The sequence below is a fragment of the Actinomadura flavalba DSM 45200 genome, from assembly GCF_000374305.1.
GTDB lineage: Bacteria > Actinomycetota > Actinomycetes > Streptosporangiales > Streptosporangiaceae > Spirillospora > Spirillospora flavalba.
The window spans coordinates 16,198-39,842 of the sequence record NZ_KB894101.1 but is presented as its reverse complement, the minus strand read 5'-3'; the positions used below and the strand labels follow the sequence as shown (position 1 = coordinate 39,842).

The following is a 23,645-nucleotide window of genomic DNA, read 5'->3' as shown; positions in this document are numbered from 1 at the left end:
TAGGTGGCGTGCGGCGATGCGGTGGGACGTTCCCCACCCCTACGACGCACGTGGAACGGACGGCGTTCAGCCCTCGTCGCGGGGCCGGTCGAGGTCGGACAGCGCGCGGACGAGCGAGACCCGCGAGGTGACGCCGAGTTTGCCGAAGGTGTTCGACAGGTGCGTCTCGACGGTGCGGACGCTGATGAACAGCGTGTCCGCGATCTGCTGGTTGGTGAGCCCCTCGGCCACCAGTGCCGCGACCTGCGACTCGCGCGGCGACAGCCCGTGCGCGCCGCCGTCGCGCCGCCGCGAACCGGCACCGGCGGTGCGGCCGAGCCGCTCGGCGGCGCGGGCCTGGAAGACCGGCGCCCCGCACGCGGTGAAGATGCCGTCGGCGCGGTGCAGGTCGGCGCGGGCCGCCTCGGCGTCCCCGGCCCGGCCGGCCGCCGTGCCCGCCGCCAGGTGGGCGCGGCCCGCGTCGAGCCGGGCGCCGCAGGCGGCGAACTGCTCGGCGGCGCCGCGCGCGACGGCCGCCGCGGCCGCCGGGTCGGGCGCCGTCAGCGCGTGCGCCCGCGCCAGGCCGCTCAGCGCGAGCTGGTAGCCGAGGTCGGGACGGGCCAGGCGTTCGGCGCGGGCCGCGTGCACGGCGGCCTCCGCGTTCCGGTTCGCCGCCGCGTCCACCCCGGCCAGCACCTCGCAGGACGCCACCAGCGTCGTCGGGTCGAGCATCGCGGGCGGCTCGAACCCCGAGCACGCCTCCACGATCGCCTTGACGCCCTCCTCGGTGCGGCCCAGATGCAGCAGCGCGCGTCCCCGCGCGTAGGTGGCGTGCGTGCCCTGCCACTCGCCCGAGCGCGCCGAGATCGTCTCGGCCTCCTCGGCCAGCCGCAGCGCGCCCGCCGCGTCCCCCGACCATCCGCACGCCAGCGACTGCTGGATCAGTCCCATCGTGAGCTGCTGCGCGGCGCCGAGCAGCCGGGCGTTCTCCGTCGCCTCGTCGGCGGCGGCGACCGCGTCGGGGAGCCTGCCGAGCACCGTGTAGGTCTGCGCGAGCCCCGACAGCAGGCTGCCGAGGATGTAGGTCTGGCCGGTCGAGCGCGCCACCGTCACCGCGCGCTCGAAGTGCCGCCGGGCCGACTCGAACCGGCCCATCATCTGCTCGCTCCAGCACATCCACGCGATCGTGTCGAGCCATTCGGCGAGCCGGTCGTCGGGCGCCTCGGTGACGATCCGGTCGGCGGCCTCCAGGTAGCGCACCGCCTCGGCCGTGCGGCCCGCGATGTGCGAGGCCATCGGCCGCAGCACCGCCACGGCCATCCGCGCGCCCGGCGTCCAGCGCGCGTCGGTGGCCTCCTCCATCGCGTCCAGCATCGCCAGCCCGGCCTTGTGGTCGCCGCGGAACAGGTTCTCGGCGACGAGCCGCAGCCGCAGCGGCACCGCGACGGGGGAGCGGGGGTCGGGCAGCCGGCGCAGCTCGTCCAGCAGCAGCGTGCGCGCCTCGTGCGGGCGGCCCAGCAGCCGCTCGATGAGCGCGCAGAACCGGGCGGTGCGGGCCCGTTCGTCGTAGGCGTCGGGCGGCAGCAGCCGCAGCGCGGTGCGGGCCGTCTCGCGGCCCTCGGTGAGGTGCCCGGCGACCGACTGCGCCTCGGCCAGCTCCATCAGCAGGTCGAGCCGGGACGGCAGGCCGTCGACCGGCGCGGCGGCCGGGTCCTCGGGGACCAGCCGCAGCGCCGCCGTCAGCCAGCGCGCGGCCGTCGCCGGGGCGTGCCCGGTGAACGCCCGCGCCGCGCGGACGAGCGTCGCGACGGCGTCGGGGTCGCCGGGCGCCCCCGCGCGTTCCAGATGCCGCGCGCGCTGCACGGGCGGGGCGCCGATCGTCGCGAGGAACGCGGCGATCCGGCCGTGCGCGGCCAGCCGCCAGCCCGCCGCCGCCGACCCGTACACCGCGTGCCGCACCAGCGGGTGCCGGAACCGGAACCGGCCGCCGGTCGCGCGGACGAGGTCGCGGGCGACCAGCTCGTCCAGCGCCGCCAGCGTCCGCGCGTCCGACACGTCGGCCGCGGCGGCGGCGAGCTGCGGGGAGAACTCGTCGGCGGCGACGGCGGCGCCCTGCGCGACCAGCAGCGCGTCGGCGGACAGGCCGCTCAGCTCCAGCAGCAGCGCCGCCTGGACGGCCTGCGGGAGGTCGCCGTCGGGCGCGCCGGGCGTCAGCGGGACGGGGCCGCGCGCCAGCGCCTCCAGGTAGAAGGGGTTGCCGCCACTCATCGCGTGCAGCTCGGCGCAGCGGGCGGACGGCAGCCACGGGCCGAGCAGTTCCACGACGTCGGACTCCGACAGCGGGCCGACCGGGACGCGGTGCCCGGCCGGATTGCTGACCGTCGCCTCGACCAGCGCGGCCAGCCGGGGCGACGCCTGCGCGGGACGGTACGCCAGCGCGATCATCACCGGGCCGCGCGGCGGATGCCGGACGAGGTGGTCGAGCAGTTCGACGGTGGCGTCGTCGGACCAGTGGACGTCGTCCAGGACCAGCACCAGGCCGCCGTCGGCGGCGACGTGCTCCAGCAGCGTCCGCACCGCGCGGTGCACCGGATAGCGGGCGACGGGCGTGGCGGGCGCGGCGGCGGGCGCGTCGAGCGCGGCCAGCGCGGGGAACACCGCGCCGAGCAGCCGCGTGACGCTCGGGGACAGGCCCGGGACGCCGTCCTCCAGGTGGTCGTCCAGGGCGTCGACGACGGCGCCGAAAGGCATCTCCTGCTCGAACTCGGCGGCGCGGCCGGTGAGGACGGTGAGCTTGCGGGCGGCGGCGCCCTCGGCCAGCTCGGCGAGCAGCCGGGACTTGCCCGCGCCGGGCTCGCCGACGAGCGCGGTGAACCGGGGCGCGCCGTCCGCGACGGCGTCCAGCACGGTCTCGAACTCGCGGAGCGCCGCACCCCGGCCGACGAGCGGAAGGTGACCGGGCAGATCGCGCGGCGACGGGTCCGTCCGACCCTCCACGTTCACTCCCCAGGTCTGACGGGCGGCGGGCACGCCGGGGCGGCTATTGACGCTACGTTGAGTATCTGGATCACCTTACCGACGCGAGGACGGGCGGAACAGGACTTCCGCTGTTCCATCAAGCGGGGCCGCGGTGACGCGTGTCAACCGTTCGCAGCGGAAAGGTCCCCTCACCGTCACCCCGGCGCCCGGGGTACGACGGCGGGCCGGGCGCGCAGCCGGGCCCGCGCGCGGCGCGGCGCGTCGGCCGCGCGGCTGAGCGCGACGAGGGCCGGATGCGGACGGCGCACGCGCTCCCCGCGCAGCGCCGCCATGAACGCGATCTGTTCGAGCGACGGCGGGCCGACCGCGAGCGCGGCCCGGGTCGCGGCGGCGGCGCCCGCGTGTCCGCCGCCGACGAGGTAGGCGGCGACCATCGAGCCGGTGCGGCCGACGCCCGCGCCGCAGTGCACGAACACCGGCCCGTCCGACCGGGCCACGACGTCGAGGAACCGCGCGACCTGCTCCGGCGCGGGCGCCTGACCGTCGCGGACGGGAAGTCTGACCAGCCGGAGCCCGGCGCGGGCGGGCCGTTCCCAGGTCTCGCCGGGAAGCCGCTCGGCGCGCAGGTCGACGACGGTGCGCACGCCCCGCGCCGCCAGTGCGCGATACCCCTCGGGCGTCGGCGCCGCACCGCGCCACAGCCGGGCATCGACGCGGACGACGTTGCGCACCCCCGGCAGCCTCCCGGCGGGACGGCGGACGCGCGCCGCCGCGCTCGCGGCCAGGATCGCGGCGCTCACCAGCAGCCAGGTCAGCCCGTAGGCGCCGGCCGCTCCGGCGAGGACGCGCGGCGGCGGAACGGGCATGAGGCGACCCTAACCGCGCGGCGACCGGCCCGGGCCGTCCCCGGCGGTCACGTTCCAGGGGACGTGGCGTCCGCCGGGACGTTCAGCGCGAGCAGGGCCGTGTCCGTGCCGCTGATCCGCACCTGGGTCACCGCGCAGTTGTCGATCCGGGGGAACACCGTCCGGTAGCGGGCGGCGGGGATGCCGAGCAGCGCGCAGAGCGTCAGCCGCAGCAGCGTGTTGTGGGCGACGACGAGGACGCGGCCCTCGGCGTGCTCGGCGGCGACGCGGCGCAGCGCCCGCACGCCGCGCGCGGCGGCGCGCAGCGGGTCCTCGGCGCCGTCGAAGGCGCCGGTGACCGGGTCGGCGCGGAACGCGGCGGCGATCTCGGCGGGCAGTTCGGCGAGCGTGCGGCCCTCGGCGGAGCCGAAGTCGACCTCGGCGAGGTCGGCGGCGACGGTGGCGGGCCGCCCGACGGCCCGCGCGGCGGGCGCCGCCGTCTCACGCGCCCGTTGCAGCGGTGAGCACCAGACGGCCTCCAGTTTCGCGTCGGCCGCCCAGGCGCCGAGCCGTTCGGCCTGCCGCCGCCCGGTGTCGGTGAGCGCGATGTCGCTGACTCCGGCGTACCGGTTCTCGGCGTGCCAGACGGTCTGCCCGTGCCGCGCGAGGAAGAGTGTCGTACCCATACGCCCCGTAACCCCGAGTTTCGTCCTGCCCGCGAGCATTGTCGCAGCGGATGCGCTCCCGCACCGGGCATTCAGCCGGATCGTTCCATCCGCAACGTGACCCGGTAGTCGCGGGGCTCGACGGCGGCGCCGCTCCGGCGCTCGGGCGAGAGCGCGACGAGCCGCAACCGGAACGCCCCCACCACGGCCGACGCGGGCCGTCCGGCGGTGTGCAGCTCGTGCGCGGTGACCGCGTCGGTCTCGCGCGTCTCCACGCGCACCGTGGCGTCCCCCTGCCAGACGCACTGCACGTCCGCCGGGCAGCGGCTGTCGGCGGTGACCCGCACGAACTCCACGTCGAGGCCGGAGTCGGCGTGGCGCACCGACGTGCCCGGGGCGAGGGTGAACGGCGCGTCCCCGCGCACGTCGGCGCGCGCCGACGGACCCGCCGCGCAGGTCGTCAGCAGCGGCGCCAGCACGGCGAGGGTGAGCGCGCGGAGCACCGGGAGTCTCGGCATGGGGTCACCCTAGCCCGCGCCGGTGACGAACCGTCGCCGGGACGTGACCGACCGTCCCGACGTGGCACGATGCCGTCATGGATGACGTGGTCGTCGTGGGATCGGTGAACGCCGATCTGGTGGTCCGGGTGGAGCGGTGGCCGGGACCGGGGGAGACCGTGCTCGGATCGGACTACACGCTGCATCCGGGCGGGAAGGGCGCCAACCAGGCCGTCGCGGCGGCGCGGCTCGGCGGCCGGGTCGCGCTCGTCGGACGGGTCGGCGACGACGCCCACGGCCGTTTCCTGCGCGACGCGCTGGACGCCGAGGGCGTGCGGTTCGCCGCGCCCCCGGGCGTGTCCGGTGCGAGCGGGGTCGCGTTCATCACCGTCGGGCCCGGCGGCGAGAACGGGATCGTGGTCGCGCCGGGCGCGAACGCGCGGCTCACGCCGGACGACGTCGTCGCCGCGCGGGACGTCGTCGCCGGGGCCGCCGTCGTCGCGCTGCAACTGGAGGTGCCGGTCGCCACCGTGCTCGCCGCCGCGCGGCTCGCGCGCCGCGCCGTGCTCAACCTCGCGCCCGCCGCCGGCGTGCCGGACGAACTGCTCGCGCTCGCCGATCCGCTCGTCGTCAACGAGCACGAGGCGCGGCACCTGCTCGGCGGGCCCGCCGAGGCCGGGGGACTGCTGGCGCGGGGCGCGCGGTCGGTCGTGCTGACGCTCGGCGGGGACGGCGCGGTCGTCGCCGACGCGTCCGGCGAGGTGCGCGTGCCCGCGCCCCGGGTGGACGTCCGCGACACCACGGGCGCGGGCGACGCGTTCACCGGCGCGCTGTGCCTGCGGCTCGCGCGCGGGGACGCGCTCGCCGCCGCCGCCCGGTTCGCGGTGCGCGTCGGGGCGGCGGCCGTCCGCGCGGACGGCGCGCAGGGCTCCTATCCGCGTTCGGGCGACGCGCTGCCCGCCTGAACGGGCGCGCGCGTCCGGCGGCGGCGCAGCACGAGCACGAGCGCGAGCGCCGCGACCACGGCGGCGGCCAGCCCCGCGACGGCGAGCGGGGACCGGCCGAAGACGCGCAGCCAGCCCCAGACGACGGCGTACCCGCCGACGATCCACGGCGGCGTCCACAGCGCCGCGCCGACCACGGTCGCGAACGTGTACCGGCCGAACGGCATCCGGGCGACGCCCGCGCAGACCGGGATCGCGTGCCGCAGTCCCGCGACCCAGTGCGCGCCGACGACCGCGAGCACGCCGCGCCGCGCGACCACCCCCTCGACCCGCCGCAGCCGGTCCGCGCCGACGCGGCGCCCGAGGCGCGAGGCGTAGACGCGCGGCCCGGTGCCGCGCCCGATCCAGTAGTAGACCTGCCCGCGCACGACGATGACGAGCACGGCGAGGACGACGACGAGCCACACCGGCATGCCCAGGAATCCGTCGCGCATGACACTCGATGTTAGGCGTACCTAACTTCCCGCCGGAACCCCGCCGGTCAGGTGCCCGGTGCGAGTCCGTCGCGGAGGCGGGTCAGGTCGGTCTCGACCTCGGCCGGGTCGGTGCCGAGGTCGTAGGCGCTGAGCAGGTGCAGGTCGTCCTCGGTGCGCAGTTCCAGCAGGCGCGAGCGGACGAGGAGACGGCGCCGGTCGTCCACCCGGATCTCCCGGATCTGGGCCCAGGGAATCCGGACGTGCCCGACGAACCCGGACACGACGGTGACGCCCTCGGCGTCGGCGGCGAGCCGGACGGGGGCGAGCAGGTCGCGGACGGCGACGCCCGCGAAGCCGAGCGCGGCGACGCCGGTGAGCAGGGAGCCGCGCGCGTCGTCGGCCAGGACGGCGAGCGCGACGAACAGCGCGGCGGCGGCCAGTTTCAGCCCGATGTGCCATGGCGGCACCCGCCAGCTCCGCGTCTCCATGCCCGCCACGGTAGCCGCCCGGCGCGACCGGCTGTGACGGCCCCCACGGAGCCGGTGAGTTGTGATTTCCAACTGACGGCGCATAATGAGAGGCAGTTAGTTGGAGAATCCAACCGAGGAGGCCGCCATGCGCGACGCCGTGCTCGTCGAAGCCGTCCGCACCCCCGTCGCCAAGGGCAAGCCGAACGGCGCCCTGCACGACGACCACCCCGTCGACCTGCTGGCGCGGACGCTGACCGCGCTCGTGGAGCGCGCCGGGATCGACCCCGCCCTCGTCGACGACGTCGTCGGCGGCGTCGTCACCCAGGCCGGCGACCAGGCGCTCAACCTCACCCGCAACGCGGTCCTGGCCGCCGGGTTCCCCGAGAGCGTGCCCGCGATGACGGTCGACCGGCAGTGCGGCTCGTCCCAGCAGGCCGCCCACATCGCCGCGCAGGGCGTCATCAGCGGCGCCTACGACATCGCGATCGCCTGCGGCGTCGAGTCGATGTCGCGCGTGCCGATGGGCGCGGCCGTGCTGCCCGGCAGCGACCCGTTCGGCCCCGCCGTCGCCGCCCGCTACCCCGGCGGTCTCGTCGGCCAGGGCATCGGCGCCGAGCTGATCGCCGCCCGCTGGAAGATCTCCCGCGCGGAGCAGGACGCCTTCGCCACCGAGTCGCACCGCCGCGCCGCCGCCGCGTGGGACGCGGGCGCGTTCGACCGCGAGGCCGCCTGGCCGGGACAGCGGGACGAGACGATCCGTCCCGGCACCACGCCCGGCGTCCTCGCCGGGCTCAAGCCCGCCTACTACGACGCGCTCGTCGAGGAGCGCTTCCCCGAGATCGGCTGGACGGTCACCGCCGGGAACGCCTCCCCGATCAACGACGGCGCCGCCGCCCTGCTCGTCATGGAGGCCGCGACGGCGAAGCGGCTCGGCCTGCGCCCCCGCGCCCGCTTCCACTCCTTCGCCGTCGCCGGGGACGACCCGCTGCTCATGCTCACCGCGATCGTCCCCGCGACCCGCAAGGTCCTCGCCAAGGCGAACCTGACGCTGGACGACATCGGGCTGTTCGAGGTGAACGAGGCGTTCGCGTCGGTCGTCCTGGCCTGGCAGCGGGAGACCGGCGTGCCCGCCGACCGCCTCAACGTGCGCGGCGGCGCCATCGCCATCGGCCACCCGCTCGGCGGCAGCGGCGCCCGCCTCATGACCACCCTCCTGCACGCCCTGGAGGACACCGGCGCCCGCTACGGCCTCCAGACCATGTGCGAGGCGGGCGGCCTGGCCAACGCGACCATCATCGAACGCCTCTGAGTCCGGTTGAATGGAACCCATGGCCAAGACCGCCCTGCCCCGCGCGTGCTCGGTCGCCGACGCGCTGGAGATCGTCGGCGAGCGGTGGACGCTGCTCGCCGTGCGGGAACTGAGCCACCGGTTCCACCGGTTCGACCAGATCGCCCGCAACACCGGGGCGTCCCGCGACATCCTCACCGTGCGGCTGCGCAAGCTGGAGGCGGCGGGCGTCGTGCGGCGCGAACGCTACAGCGAGCACCCGCCCCGGTACGAGTACCACCTGACCGAGGCGGGCTGGGAGCTGTGCGACGTGCTGCTCCCGCTGATGCGCTGGGGCGACCGGCACCTCAACCCGGCCGATCCGCCGATGACGTTCACGCACGCGTGCGGTGAGCGGCTGGAGCCGCGCGTCGTCTGCGCGCACTGCGGCGAACCCGCCCGCGAAGGCATCCGGGACGCGTCCGGCCGAGGGCTGATCCCGCACGAGTGAGGCCGGGGACGCCGCGCGTCCCCGGCCCTCAACGGCTCTCGCGCGGCGCGTACCGGGACAGCACCGCCGCCTCCAGCACGCCGACCAGCGCGTAGACGGCCAGCGACGCCAGCGTCACCGCGACCACGCTCGCCCACAGCTCGTCGTAGCGGAAGTTGCTGCCCGACGTGAGCATCGCGTAGCCGAGGCCCCGGCCCGTCGCCAGCCACTCGGCCAGCAGCGCGCCGATCAGCGAGCCGGGCGCCGCGATGCGCGCGGCGGCGAAGAACGACGGCAGCGCGCTCGGGATCTGGACCTTGCGCATCGCCGTCCACGCCGACCCGCCGTAGGCCGCGACGAGGTCGGCCGCCTGCGGCGACGCCGACCGCAGCCCGAACACCAGGTTCACCAGCGCCGGGAAGAACACCACGATCCCGCTGATGACGGTCGTGGCGAGCAGGTCCCGCCCGAACGCCAGCGTGATCACCGGCGTCATCGCCACCAGCGGCACCGACCGCACCACCATCGCGATCGGCATCAGCGACCGCTCGGCCGTCCGCCACAGCACGAACGACATCGCGACCGCCGCCGCGGCGAGCAGGCCCGCGACGAGCCCGACGCCCGCGTCCCTCAGCGTCACCGCCAGCCCGGACAGGATCGTCTCCCGATTCGCGGCGGCCTCTGGGACGGTGAACAGGTACGCCCACACGTCGCCGGGGCTCTTGGCCACCAGCTCGCTGACGTTCAGCACCTCCAGGAACACCGTCCAGCCGACGCCGACCAGCGCCAGCGACAGCACGAGCGACAGCAGCGTCGTGCCGAGCCGCCGCAGCCCGGGTCCGAGACTGGCCCGCGCCCCCTGCACCGCGCTCATCGGCCCGCCTCCCCGGCCGTCCGCGCCCACGGCGTCGCGAACCGCGCCACCAGCGCGATGACCGCGTACCCGGCACCGGCCAGGGCGCCGGAGACCAGCGCGACGCCCCACGTCCGCTCCACCGCGAGCTGCTGCTGCGCCACGATCATCGCCAGGCCCAGCCCTTCCGGGACGCGCCCCATGAACTCACCGATGATCGCGCCGAGCACCGCCGCCGGGGCGGCGATCTTCAACGCGGTGAACGCCGACGGCAGCGCCGCCGTCAGCCGGACGCGCCGCAGCATCGCCCACCGGCCGCCGCCGTAGGCCGCGACCAGGTCCAGGCTGGCCCGGTCGGCGGCGCGCAGCCCCGCCAGCACCCCGATCAGCGTCGTGAACACCACCGACAGCGCCGACAGCGCCACCATCGGGGTGTCCCCGTCGAACACGACGGTGAGGATCGGGCCGACCGCGATGATCGGCAGGCAGTAGCTGGCCACCGCGAGCTGGGTGACGACGCGTTCCAGCGGCGGCACCAGGACGACCAGCAGCGCCATGCCGAACGCGATCGCGTTGCCCCACAGGAACCCGCGCAGCGCCTCGCTGCCCGTGCCGCGCAGGTGCGGGCCGTAGAAGCCCCAGCCGTCGTCCAGCAGCGACGCGGCCACGCCGTGCGGCGTCGGGACCGCCTGCCCGCTCGCGAACACCGTCAGCGCCAGCAGCTCCCACAGCGCCAGCACCCCGGCCAGACCGGCGACGGGGCTGACCCAGCGGGGCACCCGCCCCGTCACGCGTCCTCCTCCTGGCCGAAGAGCATCTCCGACAGCCGGTCCTGGAGGGCGTGGAACTCCGGCGTGCGCAGCATCTCGGGGGTGCGCGGACGCGGCAGGTCGATCTCGACCAGCGCCAGGATGCGGCCCGGCCGCGCGCTCATCACCGCGACGACGTCCGACAGGAACACCGCCTCGGCGATGCCGTGCGTGACCATCAGCGTCGTGGTGGCCCGCTCGGACCAGATCCGCTGGAGCTCCAGGTTGAGGCGCTGGCGGGTCAGGTCGTCCAGGGCGCCGAACGGCTCGTCCAGCAGCAGTACCCGGGGCTCGACCACCAGGGACCGGGCGATCGCGACGCGCTGCCGCATCCCGCCCGAGAGCTGCGCGGGACGCGCCTTCTCGAACCCCTCCAGCCCGACGAGCCGGACGAGGTCCTGGATCTGCTCCGCCGACGGCCTGATCCCCGCGACCTCCAGCGGCAGCCGGATGTTCGCGGTGACGGTCCGCCACGGCAGCAGCGCCGCGTCCTGGAAGGCGATGCCGAGGTGGTGGCCGCGCCGCGCCACCTCGGGCGACTCGCCGTGCAGCAGCGCCTCCCCGGCCGTCGGCTTCTCCAGCCCGGCCAGGATGCGCAGCACGGTGGACTTGCCGCAGCCCGACGGGCCCAGCAGCGACAGGAACGAGCCCTGCGGGGTGCGCAGGTCGACGTCGTCCAGGGCGGTGATCGTGCGCCGGCCGAGACGGAACTCCTTGCGCAGCCCCGCGAGCCGGATGCCGTCGCCCGCGGGGGCGGCGGTGACCGGCGCGGCGGGCTCCGCGGAGGTGACGTCAGACAAGGGAGGCGTCCTCCTTGTAGATCTCTTCCAGGACGGACAGGTCGAAGAGCCGCTCGGCGGTGACGTTCACGCCCGCGACGGCCAGCGTCTCGATGTTGCGGCGCAGCAGGTCAGGGCTGAGCGTGAAGAGCCCGTTCTTCTTGGTGTCCTCGGTGAGGATCAGGTCGTTCTGCGTCTTGGCGTGCAGGACCTGCTCCTCCATCTCCAGCCCGAGGCCCTTGCCGTAGACCTCGACGGCGAGCTTGGCGGCGGCCTCGGGCTCCTTGATGCAGTCCTTCCAGCCCTTGATCTGGCCGCGCAGCATGCCCTTGACCTTGGCGCGGTCCTTCTTCAGCGCCTCGGTCGTCACGAAGATCGCCTCGCCGACGAGCGGGTACCCCTGCTCGGCGAAGAGCATCGTCTCGACCTTGTGGCCCTTGAGGCGCAGCACGTTCGGCTCGTTGGTGACGTAGCTCATCCAGCCGTCGACGGTGCCGGTCGTGAGCGGCAGCGGGTCGAACTGGACGGGCACCTTCGTGATCGACTTCGGGTCGATCTTGGCGGACTTGAGGAAGGCGTCCCAGACGGCCTCGTTGGTGGCCTGCACGCCGATCTTCTTGCCGACCATGTCCTGCGGCGTCCGGATCGGCTTGTCGGCCATCGAGGTGATCGAGAACGGGTTCTTCTGGTAGTGCGCGCCGATGATCTTCAGGGGGGCGCCCTTGAGGACGGCCGCGCCGACGCGGTCGGGGGAGGACAGCCCGGCGAACGCCTTGCCGGTGACGACGTCGGTCTCGGCGGGCGTCGCGTTCGGCCCGCCGGTGATGAGGTCGACCTTGGAGAAGCCCTCGGCCTTGAAGTAGCCGCGCGAGTCGGCCATGAACTCCCCGCCGAACTCCACGTTCTTGATCCACGCGAGCCGGATGCCGAGCGTGCCGAGGCCCGAGCCCGACCCGCCGCCGGAGGGTTCGTCGTCCCCGCAGGCCGCCAGGACGGGCGCGGCGAGCAGGAGGCCGCCGGCCTGGAGGCCGCGGCGGAGGAGGGTACGGCGGTCGAGCTGGCTCATGGGTCTCCGATCTAGCGTTTCAGCGCCGGTGCCGGACGCGTCCGGAAGTGCCGCGACCGACCGGCCTGCGCCGAACGTAGGGACGGGACGTTGCCGAGGGATGCCGGGATTTTTTCCGGCTTGTTACCGGCGCCACGCCGTAGGAGCGCCCGCACAAACGCCACCGCCGCGCCGCGCGCCGGACTGTGCGTTCCTCCGATGGCGCGCGCCCGCGTCCTGTGCTGCGCCAGGGTTCCCGAGCCTCCGCACCGGGTAAAGCGGGGACCGTGGACCGGTCACCCCAGCGGATTCGGTAGCGTTCCCGCCATGCGACTCGGCGTGCTGGACGTGGGCTCCAACTCGGTGCACCTGCTGGTGGTCGACGCCCACCGCGGCGCCCGCCCGCTGCCGGCGTTCTCCCACAAGGCGGAACTGCGGCTCGCCGCCCACCTGGAGGACGGCGACCGGCTCTCCGCCGAGGGCGAGGGACTGCTGCACGCGTTCGTCGTCGAGGCCCTCCAGGTCGCCGAGGACAAGGGCGTGGAGAACCTCGTCGCGTTCGCCACCTCGGCCGTCCGCGACGCCGTCAACGGCGAGGAGGTGCTGGCGCGCGTCCGCGCCGACACCGGCGTCGACATCGCCGTGCTGTCCGGCCCGGACGAGGCCCGCATGACGTTCCTCGCCGTCCGGCGCTGGTTCGGCTGGTCCACCGGGCGGCTGCTCGTCGTCGACATCGGCGGCGGCTCCCTGGAGATCGCCGCCGGGATCGACGAGGAACCCGACGTCGCCGTCTCGCTGCCGCTGGGCGCCAGCCGCCTCACCCGCGCCATGCTCACGGCCGACCCCGCCCCGCCCGAGGAGATCCGCGCGCTGCGCAAGCACGTCCGCGCCGAGATCGCCCGGCACGCCGGGGAGATCACCCGCTACGGGCCGCCCGACCACGCCGTCGCCACGTCCAAGACGTTCAAGCAGCTCGCCCGCATCGCCGGTGCCGCCGCCACCTCCGAGGGCCCCTTCGCGCAGCGGGTGCTGCGCCACGCCGACCTGCTGGAGTGGGCGCCCAAACTCGCTGAACTCGACCCGGCCGAACGTGCCTCGCTGCCCGGCGTGTCGGAGTCGCGGGCGCCGCAGCTCCCTGCCGGCGCGATCGTCGCGGACGCCGCGATGGACCTGTTCGGCCTCGACGAGCTGGAGGTCTGCCCGTGGGCGCTGCGCGAGGGCGTCATCCTGCGGCGGCTCGACACCCTCGGCGGCTGATCACGCCACCGGCCCCCAGGCGGGATGCGCGATGACGTGCCCGTCCGGGGTGACCGGCCGCTCGCCGGTGCCGTCCTCGCGGACGGCGTAGACGCGCGGCTCCTCCCACGGCCCGCGCACGAACGTGAGCCATGAGCCGTCGCGCGACCAGGCGGCGTCGCTCTCGTTCTGCGGGTCGCGGGTGAGCCGCCGGTCGTTGCGTCCGTCGGCGTCCACCACCCAGATGTCGCTGTCGGGCGACCGTCCCCGCGTGTAGGCGATCTGCCGCCCGTTCGGTGACCACTCCGGGTCGCCCGCGTCGACGTCGGCGCGGGTGACCTGCCGCCAGTCGGCCGGGGACGCCGGGTCCAGGACGAAGATCTGCCGGGTGCCCTCGCGGTCGCTCCAGAACGCCAGGCCGTTCTCCGACCAGACCGGGTCGTCCTTCTTGGAGTCGTCGTTGGTCAGCACGGTCGGGGTGCCGCCCGCGACCGGCACGGTGAAGAGCTGCTGGACGCCGTCGCGGCGCCCGACGAAGGCGAGCCGCCCGCCGTCCGGCGACCACGCCACCCGGCTGCCGCCCGCCAGCCCGCCGACGACCTTGCGGGCGCCGCCGCCGTCCTTGTTCATGACCCACGCCTCGCCGTCGCGGCCGAGTTTGCGGGTGAACGCGATGCGGTCGCCGTCCGGGGACCATTCGGGCAGGACGTCGCAGGTCGGGCCGGTGAGCAGCGGCTTGGGCGCGGCGTCGCCGGGCGTGTAGGTGCCGATGTCGGCGTGGCAGGCGCTCGGCCAGCCGGGCGCGGTGTCGATGCGGACCGCCATCGTGTCGGTGGGCATGCCCGCCGGGCCCTTGCCGTCCTCGGGCCACAGCGCCCACACCGCTCCCGCCGTGACGGCCGCGGCGGCGAGCGCCGCCGTCCCGGCGAGCAGGCCCCGCGACCGGCCGCGCCGCGCGTCGCTCGCGCGCGTGGGCGCCTCGGGCGAGGGGGCGTACCGGGTGGGAGACCCCGCCGCGAACCGGGCGGACGCGTCCTGCCGCTCGGGCGCGAGCGGCTGCGGCGAGCCCACGCGGTTCGGCGTGTCCCCCGGGGCGGGTGGCGCCGTGTGCGAGGAGGCCGCGCGGGTCGGTGCGTCGCCTGGGGCGGGGGGTTCGGTCGCCGGGACCGGGGCGGCCGGGGCCTCCAGCAGCGTCGGTGACCAGGACGCGTCCAGCGAGGTGTTCACCGCCGCCTCCGCGCCCCCGCCGCCGACGAGCGCCAGCAGCAGTTCCCGCGCGGACGGACGGCCCGCCGGGTCCTTGGTGAGCGCGCGCCGCACCAGCCCCGCCATCGGCTCGGTGAGCGCGCCCAGCTCGGGTTCGCCGTGCAGCGCCCGCCCGATGAGGACGTGCAGCGACCCGGTGCCGAACGGGTTGCGGCCGTTGGCGGCGTAGGCGACCAGGCAGCCCCAGGCGAACACGTCCACGGCGGGGGTGACGTCCTGCCCGGCGACCTGCTCGGGCGCGATGTAGCCGGGGGTGCCGACGACCTGCCCGGTGCGGGTGTGCACGCTGGCCTCGTCCATCGCCCGCGCGATGCCGAAGTCGATGACGCGCGGCCCGGAGATCGACAGCAGCACGTTGCTGGGCTTGAGGTCGCGGTGCACGAGCCCGGCCGCGTGGATCGCGACGAGCGCCGCCGCGACGCCGACTGCCACGCCGTGCAGCATCCCGGGCGTCAGCGGCCCGGACGCGTTGATCTGGTCGAGCAGCGAGGGGCCCTCGATGTACTCGGTGGCCAGGTAGGCCAGGCCCTGGTCGTTGCCGTGCGCGAGCACCTGCGCGGTGCAGAACGACGCGACGCGCTCGGCGTTGCGGGCCTCGTCGTGGAAGCGGGACAGGAACGCGTCGTTCCCGGCGAGGTCGGGACGGACCACCTTGACCGCGACGGGCGTGCCGTCCTGCGCCCGGCCCCGGTAGACCGCGCCCATGCCGCCCTCGCCGATCCGGGCCTCGATGCGGTAGGGACCGATCCGGCCGGGGTCGCCGGGCCGCAGCTCACCGGCGGGGGGACCGGCCGTGCGCGGGCTGTCCATCGACGTCGTCACCTCTCGCCGGGGCCGCCCGCGCGGGCGGCCCGTTCCGTCTTCAGGGTGTCAGAGGCGCGCGGGAGGCACCAGGTTCGGAAAACATTAAAGGAACTATCAAATCCGCCGGTCACGGCGGGGAAGATCAGTGGAAGTCGCGGGACTTCAGGCGGCCCGGCACCGGCAGCCGCCGCAGCCGCGTCGCGCGGACGTGGCTGACGCCGTCGGCGCGTTCCAGGCGCCCGTTGACCAGGAGCGCCTGGGAGTCGACCGCCAGGACGCGGAACCGCTCGAACACCGCCTTGGTGCAGACGACGTTGACGACGCCGGTCTCGTCCTCCAGCGACAGGAACACCACGCCGCCGGCCGTCCCCGGCCGCTGCCGGTGCGTGACGAGCCCGGCCACGACGACGTTGCGGTCACCGGGCACCGCCGCCAGGCCGGTCGCGGTCAGCGCGCCCATCTCCTCCAGTGCCGCGCGCACGTGCGTCATGGGATGCGTGGCCGCGACCCCGGTGGACCACAGGTCGGCCAGCGTCTCCTCCGCCGGCGTCATCGCGGGCAGCGGCGGCGCGACCGCGCCCGGCGTGACGCCCTCGAACTGCCCCGGCCGCGTCCCGGCCAGCGCGCCCGCCGCCCACAGCGCGGCCCGCCGGTCCAGCCCGAAGCAGCCGAACGCGCCCGCCGTCGCCAGCGACTCCAGCGCCGCCGCCGACAGCGGCACTCGCCGCGCCAGGTCCTCCATGCTCGCGTAGGGACGGCCCGCCGCGATCGCCTCGGCGGCGTCGTCGCCGAGGTCGCGGACGCCGATCAGCCCGGCGCGCAGCGCGGGCTGCGGCTCGCACGGCGCGTGCCGGTGCGCGACGAGCGGCGCGACGGGCTCCTCCAGCGTCGGGTGCGCCGCGCTGGCGTTGACGTCCACGCCCCGCACCTCGATGCCGTGCCGCTTGACGTCCTCCAGCAGCGACATCGTGTTGTAGAACCCCATCGGCTGGTTGCGGATCAGCGCCGCCGTGAACGCCGCCGGATAGTGCCGCTTGACGTACGACGACGCGTACACCAGGTGCGCGAAGCTCTGCGCGTGCGACTCGGGGAACCCGAACCCGGTGAAGCCGAGGATCTTCTGGTAGACGTCCTCGGCCACGTCGTCGGGGATGCCGCGTTCGGCCATGCCGGTCAGCAGCCGCCCGCGCAGCCGCTCGACCCGCTCGGGCGCCCGCTTGGCGCCCATCGCCTGCCGCAGCTCGTCGGCCTCGGCCGGGGTGAAGCCCGCGCAGGAGATCGCCAGTTCCATCATCTGCTCCTGGAACAGCGGGACGCCCAGCGTGCGCGCCAGCGCCGCCTCCATCAGCGGATGCGGGCACGTCGTCGGCTCCAGCCCCTTGCGGCGCCGCAGGTAGGGGTGGACGGAGCCGCCCTGGATCGGGCCGGGCCGGATCAGCGCGACCTCCACCACCAGGTCGTAGAACGCGCGGGGACGCAGCCGGGGCAGCGTCGCCATCTGCGCCCGCGACTCGACCTGGAACACCCCGACGGTGTCGGCGTCGGCGAGCATCTCGTACACCAGCGGGTCGTCGGGCGGGATGTTCTGGAGGTCGTAGCGGTGGCCGTGGTGCGCGGCGACGAGGTCGAACGCGTCGTGCAGCGCGGCGAGCATGCCGAGGCCGAGCAGGTCGAACTTGACCAGGCCCGCCGCCGCGCAGTCGTCCTTGTCCCACTGGAGGACGCTGCGCCCCGGCATGGACGCCCACTCGATCGGGCAGACCTCCCCGACGGGCCGGTCGGCGATGACCATGCCGCCGGAGTGGATGCCGAGGTGGCGCGGCAGCCGCAGCATCCGCTCGGCCAGCGCCCGGACGGGAGCGGGCACCTCGGCGTTGGAGCCGACGGGTTCGCGCGAGTCGACGCCGCGCGACCAGGCGTCCTGCTGCCCGGGGGAGTGGCCGAGGGCGCGGGCCGCGTCGCGGACGGCCATGCGCGGCCGGTAGCTGATGACGTTGGCGACCTGCGCGGTGCACTCGCGTCCGTACTTGTCGTAGACGTGCTGGATGACCTCTTCGCGGCGGCGGTGCTCGATGTCCAGGTCGATATCGGGCGGCCCGTCGCGGCCCGGGGACAGGAACCGCTCGAACAGCAGGCCGTGGCGGACGGCGTCCACGCCGGTGATGCCGAGCGCGTAGCAGACCGCCGAGTTCGCCGCCGATCCCCGGCCCTGGCACAGGATGTTCTCCTGCTCGCAGAACGTCACGATGTCGTGCACGATCAGGAAGTAGCCGGGAAAGCCGAGCCCCTCGATGATGTCCAGTTCTCGGGCGATCTGGGCGTACGCCCCGTTGACCCGCTCCCGTTCGGGCGGCCCGTACCGCTTGCGGGCCCCCTCGGCCGTCAGATGCCGCAGCCAGCTCGCCTCGGTGTGCCCGTTCTCGACGGGCCAGTCCGGCAGCCGCGGCGCGACCACGTCGAAGTCGAACGCGCACGCGCGGGCCAGCTCGACGGTCCGCTCCCGCACGCCGGGGAACCGGGCCAGCCGCGCCGCCATCTCCGCGCCGTCGCGCACGTGCGCCGTGCCGCTGGCGGGCAGCCGCCCGACCATCGCGTCCAGGCTGCGGCGGGCGCGGACGGCCGCCAGCGTCTCGGCGAGCCGCGCGTCCGGGCCGGGCGCCGCGAAGTGCACGTTGTTGGACGCCACGACCCCCACCCCGGCCCGCTCCGCGAGCGCGAACAGCGCGTCGTTGCGGGGGTCGTCGCCGGGCAGGGCGTGGTCGATCAGCTCCACGAACACGTTGCCGCGCCCGAACATGCCGATCATCCGGTCGAGTTCGGCCGCCGCGCCGCCGGACTCCAGCGCCGCCGGGACCGGCCCCTTGCGGCAGCCGGTCAGCACCGCCCAGTGCCCGTCGTGCGCCGCCGCCAGGGCCTCCAGGTCGTAGTGCGGACGGCCCTTCTCCCCGCCCGCGAGCTGCGCCGCCGTGATCGCCGAGCACAGCCGCCCGTACCCCTCGGCGTCGCGGGCCAGCACCAGCAGGTGACGGCCCTCCGGGTCGGGCGAGCCCGCGCGGGGGCCGGGTCGGTCCAGCGACAGCTCGGCGCCGAACAGCGTCGCGACGCCGGTGCCCCTGGCGGCCTCGGCGAACCGCACCGCCCCGTACATGCCGTCGTGGTCGGTGATCGCCATCGCCTCGACGCCGCGCCGCGCCGCTTCTGCGACCAGCGCGGACGGGTCGCTGGCCCCGTCCAGGAAGCTGAACGAGGAGTGGCAGTGCAGCTCCGCCCACGCCGGGCCGGACGGGGGAGGGGCGGGCCTGCGCACCTCGCGCCGCACGGGCGGCGGCGGCGCGGGCGGACGGGGGTTGCCCCAGGTGAGGTTGCGTTCGTACTCACTCCAGGGCACGGCCGGGTTGAACCACCCCATCGTCGTTCCTCTCAGTCATAGACCGCCTCGATCCGCCAGTCGCCGTCCTCCACCGCCAGCAGGTAGGCGCGGCCCCGGTCGGTGACCACCTGGAACCGGGCGCGGCGCCGCGCCCGCGCCGGGTCCCACCAGCGCTCCGCCACCGGCCATGGACCGCTCCACGCCGCCACCCGCTCGGCGTCCCCGCCCGGCACGGTGATCCGCGCGGGCGGCGAGGACACCTCGCACCGCGCCGACACCCGCACCGCGCGGCCCCGGGCGTCCACGACGTCGGCGCGCGGCGCGGCGGCGGGCACCACCGCCGGGGCCGGAGCGGGCACCCGGCCGGGCCACGGCCCGTCCGGCAGGTCGTGCGGCGGCAGGTCACCGACCGGCACCCGCACCACCTGCTCGCCGGGATCGCGCCCGCCGACCATGAACGGGCGGGTGACGCCCCGGTGCCCGAGCAGCGCCTGGATGCGGTCGGCGGCGCGGGCGACGCGGTCGGTGACGCCGGACCGGCCCCACAGCGACTCCTGCCGCCCGGTGTCGGGAACGACCTGGTCGGGCGTCAGCTCCAGCCACGCCACCCCGCCCCACACGGCGTCCTCCGCCGGGGGACGCCACGCGGCGAGCTGCCAGCGGACCCGCTCGGCGACGGCCTGCGCCGACAGCCCCCCGTCGTGCCGCCACAGCCGGTGCAGCACCCGCCCGTCGACGAACCCGACCTCCACCGCGAGCCGCACGCACGTCAGCCCGCCCGCCGCGAGCCCCGCGTGCAGGTCGCCCGCGAGCCGCTTGGCGGTGAACACCACCTGCTCGGACCGCTCGGCGGGCGGGTCGAACGCGGCCCGGACGGCCAGGTCGCCGCCCGCCGCGCCCGGCGCCACCGGGCGCGGCTCCTCGCCGCGCGCCAGCCGGTGCGCCCGCGCGCCGTCCGCGCCGAACCGGCCCGCGACGTGCCCGGCGGGCAGCGCCGCGAAGTCACCGAGCGTCCGCACGCCCAGCCGGGCCAGCAGCCCGGCCAGCTCGGGCCGCTCCAGCACCGCCAGCGGATAGGGCGCCAGGAACGGCGCCGTCCCGCCCGGCGGGACGATGACGCCGCCGTCGCGGCGCGCCGCCAGTTCGGCCGCGAACAGCCCGTCGGCGACGCCCGCGCCGCAGTCGAACCCGGCCTCCACGACGGCGTCCTGAACGTGCAGCCGCAGCGACTCCTCGCCGCCGTAGAACCGGGACGGGCCCCGGGCGGGCACCGCGCACATCCCCGGCCGGACGACCTCCACCTTCGGGATCAGCTCGGCGACGGCCTCGGCGACCCGCTCGAACAGCCGCCCCTCGGCGTCGGGGTCGCGGTCGGCGACGACCAGGTCGGGGCAGCGGCGCTGCGCGTCGCGGACCCGCTGTCCGCGCCGCACCCCCTGCGCCCGCGCGGCGGCGGTGCAGGCGGCGACCTTCCCGGCCGCGAGCACGGAGCCGGGGACGGCGGCGTCGATGCCGAGGGCCGTCGCGGGCCAGTCCGGGCACCACACGACGAGGACCCTCACGCGACGACCTCCAGCCGGCGGCGGTGCGGCGTCACGGGGGCGACCCGGCCGTCCGGGCCGGGCAGCCACAGCCAGGCGCCGCCCCGTCCGTCGGCCGACACCCGCGCCCGGCGCGCCCGCAGCACGCCGTGGCCCGCGCCGACGCCCTCCCAGTGCGCCTCCTCGACGCGCAGGCGCAGCCGGGTGCCGGGCCACGCCACGTCGGGGACGACCAGCACGCAGCCGTGCTTGCGGGCCAGCGCCGACAGCCGCCGCACCACCGGCGGCCCCGGGGCCTCGGGCGGACGGACCAGCACCAGGTCCACGGCCTCGACGAGCGCGGCGACGACGTCCGGCCACCGCTCGCCGGGTTCGTCCACCAGCAGCAGCCGTTCGGGCGCGGCGCCCATCCCGGCCGCCGCGACGACCCCGAACTCCGGCATCCCGACCACCCCGCACCAGCCGCCGGACTCGTCCGTCCCGCCGTGCCGCACGACCCCCGCGACGAGCGCCAGCCCCAGCGACCCGGCCCCCGGCCCCGCCACCCCGACCGCCGACCCGGGCCACAACCCCCCACCGGGAACGACCTCCCGCAACGCGGGCAGCACCGGAACCCGACCCTTCAGCGAGGCGGCCGAGGGCAGCGCGAAGACCGTCCCGCCGTCCACCCGAACGACCTCCCCCACGCCCCCTCCCTCCACCGCACTCCTCGAACAGAGGTTCGATTTGTACCACGTTAGACCAGGTCACACCACAGGTTGCATACTGGGGTGGAAGTCCGGAAGGTGGAGCTAGAGCCCGGAAAGAGGCGTGCGGCCGGGCTTCCGTGCCCGCCGCTCGACGCGAAAAAATTCTGTCCGGTAACGCGCACGCCCCGGCGCCGCGATCGAGCGGTCACCGGGGCGAGCGGGTGGCGTCAGGCGACCCCGAAGGTGAACGTCGTCGTGGAGCGGTAGGTCTCGCCTGGGCGCAGGGTCGTGGACGGGAAGTCGGGGTGGTGCGGGGAGTCCGGGAAGTGCTGGGTCTCCAGGGCCAGGCCCGCGTGCTTGGCGTAGCGGACGCCGCCGGTGCCCGTCAGTGAACCGTCCAGGAAGTTGCCGGTGTAGACCTGTACGCCCGGCTGGGTTGTGGTGACGTCGAGGGTGCGCCCGCTGCCCGGGTCGGAGACGTGCACCGCCGGGCCCGGGCCGTCGTCCAGGACGAAGGTGTGGTCGTAGACGTGCGGGCCGATCGGGCGGGCCGCGGTCAGGTCGAACGGGCCGCCCGCCACCGGGGCCGTGCCGCCGGTCGGCAGGCCCGCGTCGTCCACCGGCACGTACCGGGACGCCGCCACCCGCAGCACGTGGCCGCGCACGTCGCCCGCGCCCTCACCGGCCAGGTTCACGTACGTGTGGCTCGTCAGGTTCACGACCGTCGGGGCGTCGGTCACCGCCGTGTAGTCCAGCGTGAGCGCGCCGTCCGCCAGCGTGTAGGTGACGGTCGCGGTGAGGCGGCCCGGGAAGCCCTCCTCGCCGTCGGCGCTGACGTACGTCAGGCGCAGCGCCGAGCCGTCCGACTCCGCCGCCCACACCCGCCGGTCGAAGCCCTCCGGGCCGCCGTGCAGCGTGTTGCCGCCGTCGTTGGCCGGAAGCCGGTGCTCCACGCCGTCCAGCATGAAACGCGCCCCCGCGATCCGGTTGGCGAACCGGCCGATGAGCCCGCCGAAGTGCGGGTCGGCGTTGTGGCGGACGTAGTCGTCCAGCGACCCGAACCCCAGCACCACGTTCGCGGTGCGGCCGTCGCGGCCGGGGACGTCCGCGCTCTGCACGATGCCGCCGTAGGTGAGGACGCGCACGCGCACATCACCGTCCGTCAGCAGGTACCGCTGCACGCCGGTGCCGTCCGGGAGCGTGCCGAACGGTTGCGCGGTGATGCCCATCGTCGCCTCCAGCGGGTCAAGATCATGAGTCTAGTGCCCGCCCCGCGCGCGCTCGGGCGGATGATGCGAATGCGCCGTCGTGCGCGGCCGGTAGGGCGTCGCGCCGACCTCGGCGGCCGACGCGTTCTGCTCGGCGGCGTCGGCCGCGGCCCGCGCCGCGCGGCGCAACTGGTCACCGGCCCGGTTCACCACCTGCGCCGGACGCTCGGGCAGGTGCCGGGCGGCACCGCGCTCGCGCCGCCACACCTCGCGCGCCCGCGTCCGATGCTCGACCCGCACGTCGTCGATGAGCCGGTCGAGGTGGGACAGGATCTCCCCGTACAGCGGCCAGCTCACGTCCCCGGCCGCCGCCTCGCGCAGCCGCTCGGCGACCACGTCGCGGTGCCGCGCCGCCGCCGCGATCGACGCCGCCAGCTCGGCCTCCAGCTCGGCCGGGACCGCGTCGCGGGCCACGTCCGAGCGGGCCAGCCGCGCGTAGATCGCGACGCTGGTGGCGACCTCGGCGAGCGTCGAGGCCAGCGGATCGCTGATCTCGGGGCGTTGCAGCACGCGGGCCTCGGGCGCCAGGTGGGCGACGTCGTTCAACGCCCGGGTCAGGCCGCGCAGCGACACCGCGAAGTGCTCCAGCGTCTCCACCCCGTTGCGCAACGCGACACCGGCGTCCACGACGCGCAGCGCGCGCGGGTTCAGCCGGACGCTCTGCTCGGCCTCGCCCAGCGCCTCGTCGGTGCGGCTGATGTCGCGGAAGAGCTGCTCGGTGGACGACCGCCAGTGCGAGGTGCTGTCCGGCTCGATGCCGTTGTTCAGCGTGCCCGACATCGTCCCGACGAGCGTGGCCAGCCGGCCGCCCAGGTTTTCCACCGCGTCCTGCGCGGGACGGATGCGCACGGACGGCACCAGCACCGTCACGGCCAGGCCCGTCCCGGCGCCGATCAGCGTCTCCAGCACGCGGTCGGCGGCGGCGCCGCCGCTGGCCGCGCCCAGCGCGAAGATCAGCATCGCGGAGATCGGGACCTCCAGGAGGTGGTCGCCGAGCCGCAGCACGGTGCCGATGACCAGCGCGGCGAGGATCGTCAGCGACAGGCTCCACCAGGAGAAACCCACCGTGTGCCCGAACAGGACGGCGACCAGCACCCCCGACGTCACCGCCAGGATGCGGCCGATGCCCGACTTGATCGTCTCGTACAGCGAGTACTGGACGACGAGCAGCGCCGTCAGCGGCGCCAGCAGCGGCGCCGGGCCGCCCTCGCGCAGCATGTCGGCCAGCACGTACGCCGCCGTCGCCGTCAGGACGAGGCGGGCGATGCGGAGGGCGGTGGACTGCCTCTCGGAGGCGACACCGAACGGTTCACGGGCGAGACGGGTCGACACGGTGGTCAGTGGCTCCAGGAGTGGATCGGGACGGCCCAGAC

The 23,645-nt window shown here is 75.7% G+C and carries 20 protein-coding genes; 4 read left to right on the top strand and 16 right to left on the bottom strand.

The features are described from left to right. Positions 1 to 66 precede the first annotated feature (66 nt). The 4 genes from C229_RS0124810 to C229_RS31750 form a co-directional block, all read right to left on the bottom strand. Positions 67 to 2,976 carry a helix-turn-helix transcriptional regulator gene (locus tag C229_RS0124810; RefSeq protein ID WP_018657817.1) on the bottom strand — a complete coding sequence of 970 codons (2,910 nt, stop codon included), beginning with the start codon at positions 2,974 to 2,976 and terminating at the stop codon, positions 67 to 69. Positions 2,977 to 3,152: 176 nt separating this feature from the next. Then, positions 3,153 to 3,824: a fused DSP-PTPase phosphatase/NAD kinase-like protein gene (locus C229_RS33195; RefSeq protein WP_018657816.1), complete on the bottom strand. Its 672-nt coding sequence runs from the start codon at positions 3,822 to 3,824 to the stop codon at positions 3,153 to 3,155. Between the two features lie 47 nt (positions 3,825 to 3,871). Next, the gene (locus tag C229_RS0124800; RefSeq protein WP_018657815.1) at positions 3,872 to 4,489 is read right to left on the bottom strand and encodes a histidine phosphatase family protein; all 618 of its coding nucleotides are present in this window, start codon (positions 4,487 to 4,489) and stop codon (positions 3,872 to 3,874) included. Between the two features lie 71 nt (positions 4,490 to 4,560). Then, positions 4,561 to 4,986, bottom strand: a complete 426-nt coding sequence (locus C229_RS31750; protein ID WP_155885034.1) for a hypothetical protein — start codon at positions 4,984 to 4,986, stop codon at positions 4,561 to 4,563. 77 nt (positions 4,987 to 5,063) lie between these two features. Here C229_RS31750 and C229_RS0124790 point away from each other — a divergent pair, with 77 nt between their 5' ends. Further along, positions 5,064 to 5,930, top strand: a complete 867-nt coding sequence (locus tag C229_RS0124790) for a ribokinase (protein WP_018657813.1) — start codon at positions 5,064 to 5,066, stop codon at positions 5,928 to 5,930. On the opposite strand, the gene C229_RS0124785 is transcribed toward C229_RS0124790, so the two are convergent. Further along, the gene (locus tag C229_RS0124785) at positions 5,897 to 6,403 is read right to left on the bottom strand and encodes a DedA family protein (RefSeq protein ID WP_018657812.1); all 507 of its coding nucleotides are present in this window, start codon (positions 6,401 to 6,403) and stop codon (positions 5,897 to 5,899) included. The genes C229_RS0124790 and C229_RS0124785 overlap by 34 nt on opposite strands. A gap of 47 nt (positions 6,404 to 6,450) precedes the next feature. Continuing rightward, positions 6,451 to 6,873 (bottom strand): PH domain-containing protein, encoded by a 423-nt coding sequence (locus tag C229_RS31745; RefSeq protein ID WP_018657811.1) that lies wholly within the window; start codon positions 6,871 to 6,873, stop codon positions 6,451 to 6,453. Positions 6,874 to 7,000: 127 nt separating this feature from the next. On the opposite strand from C229_RS31745, the gene C229_RS0124775 reads away from it, so the two are divergent. Next, positions 7,001 to 8,164, top strand: coding sequence for a thiolase family protein (locus C229_RS0124775; RefSeq protein WP_018657810.1), 1,164 nt, complete (start codon positions 7,001 to 7,003; stop codon positions 8,162 to 8,164). 19 nt (positions 8,165 to 8,183) lie between these two features. Beyond that, positions 8,184 to 8,633 (top strand): winged helix-turn-helix transcriptional regulator, encoded by a 450-nt coding sequence (locus C229_RS0124770; protein WP_018657809.1) that lies wholly within the window; start codon positions 8,184 to 8,186, stop codon positions 8,631 to 8,633. 28 nt (positions 8,634 to 8,661) lie between these two features. Here the strand turns inward: C229_RS0124770 and C229_RS0124765 are convergent, their stop codons facing one another. Genes C229_RS0124765 through C229_RS0124750 form a run of 4 tightly spaced genes read right to left on the bottom strand, consistent with a single transcriptional unit; the run spans position 8,662 to position 12,119 of the window. Beyond that, positions 8,662 to 9,486, bottom strand: coding sequence for an ABC transporter permease (locus C229_RS0124765; RefSeq protein WP_051109123.1), 825 nt, complete (start codon positions 9,484 to 9,486; stop codon positions 8,662 to 8,664). Further along, complete coding sequence (locus C229_RS0124760) at positions 9,483 to 10,256, bottom strand: ABC transporter permease (protein ID WP_018657807.1); 774 nt, start codon at positions 10,254 to 10,256, stop codon at positions 9,483 to 9,485. The genes C229_RS0124765 and C229_RS0124760 overlap by 4 nt, the downstream gene beginning before the upstream one ends. Further along, positions 10,253 to 11,074: an ABC transporter ATP-binding protein gene (locus tag C229_RS0124755; protein ID WP_018657806.1), complete on the bottom strand. Its 822-nt coding sequence runs from the start codon at positions 11,072 to 11,074 to the stop codon at positions 10,253 to 10,255. The genes C229_RS0124760 and C229_RS0124755 overlap by 4 nt, the downstream gene beginning before the upstream one ends. After that, positions 11,067 to 12,119 (bottom strand): ABC transporter substrate-binding protein, encoded by a 1,053-nt coding sequence (locus C229_RS0124750; RefSeq protein WP_018657805.1) that lies wholly within the window; start codon positions 12,117 to 12,119, stop codon positions 11,067 to 11,069. Before C229_RS0124750 ends, C229_RS0124755 begins: the two co-directional genes overlap by 8 nt. Before the next feature lie 306 nt (positions 12,120 to 12,425). Here C229_RS0124750 and C229_RS0124745 point away from each other — a divergent pair, with 306 nt between their 5' ends. Next, positions 12,426 to 13,355 (top strand): Ppx/GppA family phosphatase, encoded by a 930-nt coding sequence (locus C229_RS0124745; protein WP_018657804.1) that lies wholly within the window; start codon positions 12,426 to 12,428, stop codon positions 13,353 to 13,355. Here the strand turns inward: C229_RS0124745 and C229_RS0124740 are convergent, their stop codons facing one another. From C229_RS0124740 to C229_RS0124715, 6 genes are all read right to left on the bottom strand, one after another. Beyond that, complete coding sequence (locus C229_RS0124740) at positions 13,356 to 15,410, bottom strand: protein kinase domain-containing protein (protein WP_155885033.1); 2,055 nt, start codon at positions 15,408 to 15,410, stop codon at positions 13,356 to 13,358. 136 nt (positions 15,411 to 15,546) lie between these two features. Beyond that, on the bottom strand, positions 15,547 to 18,813 hold the full coding sequence (locus tag C229_RS0124735) for an error-prone DNA polymerase (RefSeq protein ID WP_018657802.1): 3,267 nt from the start codon (positions 18,811 to 18,813) through the stop codon (positions 15,547 to 15,549). Positions 18,814 to 18,824: 11 nt separating this feature from the next. After that, on the bottom strand, positions 18,825 to 20,336 hold the full coding sequence (locus C229_RS0124730) for a DNA polymerase Y family protein (RefSeq protein ID WP_018657801.1): 1,512 nt from the start codon (positions 20,334 to 20,336) through the stop codon (positions 18,825 to 18,827). Continuing rightward, positions 20,333 to 21,001, bottom strand: a complete 669-nt coding sequence (locus C229_RS0124725) for a hypothetical protein (RefSeq protein WP_240487386.1) — start codon at positions 20,999 to 21,001, stop codon at positions 20,333 to 20,335. Before C229_RS0124725 ends, C229_RS0124730 begins: the two co-directional genes overlap by 4 nt. 230 nt (positions 21,002 to 21,231) lie before the next feature. Then, positions 21,232 to 22,233 (bottom strand): aldose epimerase family protein, encoded by a 1,002-nt coding sequence (locus C229_RS0124720; protein ID WP_018657799.1) that lies wholly within the window; start codon positions 22,231 to 22,233, stop codon positions 21,232 to 21,234. Positions 22,234 to 22,263: 30 nt separating this feature from the next. Then, entirely contained in the window at positions 22,264 to 23,604 is a 1,341-nt protein-coding gene (locus tag C229_RS0124715; RefSeq protein ID WP_018657798.1) for an FUSC family protein, read from the bottom strand. Positions 23,605 to 23,645 lie beyond the last annotated feature (41 nt).

Bases quoted from the DNA above. Each gene is read 5' to 3' on its own strand.
- C229_RS0124720 (WP_018657799.1), bottom strand. From the start codon at position 22,233: ATGGGCATCACCGCGCAACCGTTCGGCACGCTCCCGGACGGCACCGGC.
- C229_RS0124790 (WP_018657813.1), top strand. From the start codon at position 5,064: ATGGATGACGTGGTCGTCGTGGGATCGGTGAACGCCGATCTGGTGGTC.
- C229_RS0124785 (WP_018657812.1), bottom strand. From the start codon at position 6,403: ATGCGCGACGGATTCCTGGGCATGCCGGTGTGGCTCGTCGTCGTCCTC.
- C229_RS33195 (WP_018657816.1), bottom strand. From the start codon at position 3,824: ATGCCCGTTCCGCCGCCGCGCGTCCTCGCCGGAGCGGCCGGCGCCTAC.
- C229_RS0124770 (WP_018657809.1), top strand. From the start codon at position 8,184: ATGGCCAAGACCGCCCTGCCCCGCGCGTGCTCGGTCGCCGACGCGCTG.
- C229_RS0124765 (WP_051109123.1), bottom strand. From the start codon at position 9,486: ATGAGCGCGGTGCAGGGGGCGCGGGCCAGTCTCGGACCCGGGCTGCGG.
- C229_RS0124775 (WP_018657810.1), top strand. From the start codon at position 7,001: ATGCGCGACGCCGTGCTCGTCGAAGCCGTCCGCACCCCCGTCGCCAAG.
- C229_RS0124745 (WP_018657804.1), top strand. From the start codon at position 12,426: ATGCGACTCGGCGTGCTGGACGTGGGCTCCAACTCGGTGCACCTGCTG.
- C229_RS31750 (WP_155885034.1), bottom strand. From the start codon at position 4,986: ATGCCGAGACTCCCGGTGCTCCGCGCGCTCACCCTCGCCGTGCTGGCG.
- C229_RS0124800 (WP_018657815.1), bottom strand. From the start codon at position 4,489: ATGGGTACGACACTCTTCCTCGCGCGGCACGGGCAGACCGTCTGGCAC.
- C229_RS0124750 (WP_018657805.1), bottom strand. From the start codon at position 12,119: ATGAGCCAGCTCGACCGCCGTACCCTCCTCCGCCGCGGCCTCCAGGCC.
- C229_RS0124740 (WP_155885033.1), bottom strand. From the start codon at position 15,410: ATGGACAGCCCGCGCACGGCCGGTCCCCCCGCCGGTGAGCTGCGGCCC.
- C229_RS31745 (WP_018657811.1), bottom strand. From the start codon at position 6,873: ATGGAGACGCGGAGCTGGCGGGTGCCGCCATGGCACATCGGGCTGAAA.
- C229_RS0124735 (WP_018657802.1), bottom strand. From the start codon at position 18,813: ATGGGGTGGTTCAACCCGGCCGTGCCCTGGAGTGAGTACGAACGCAAC.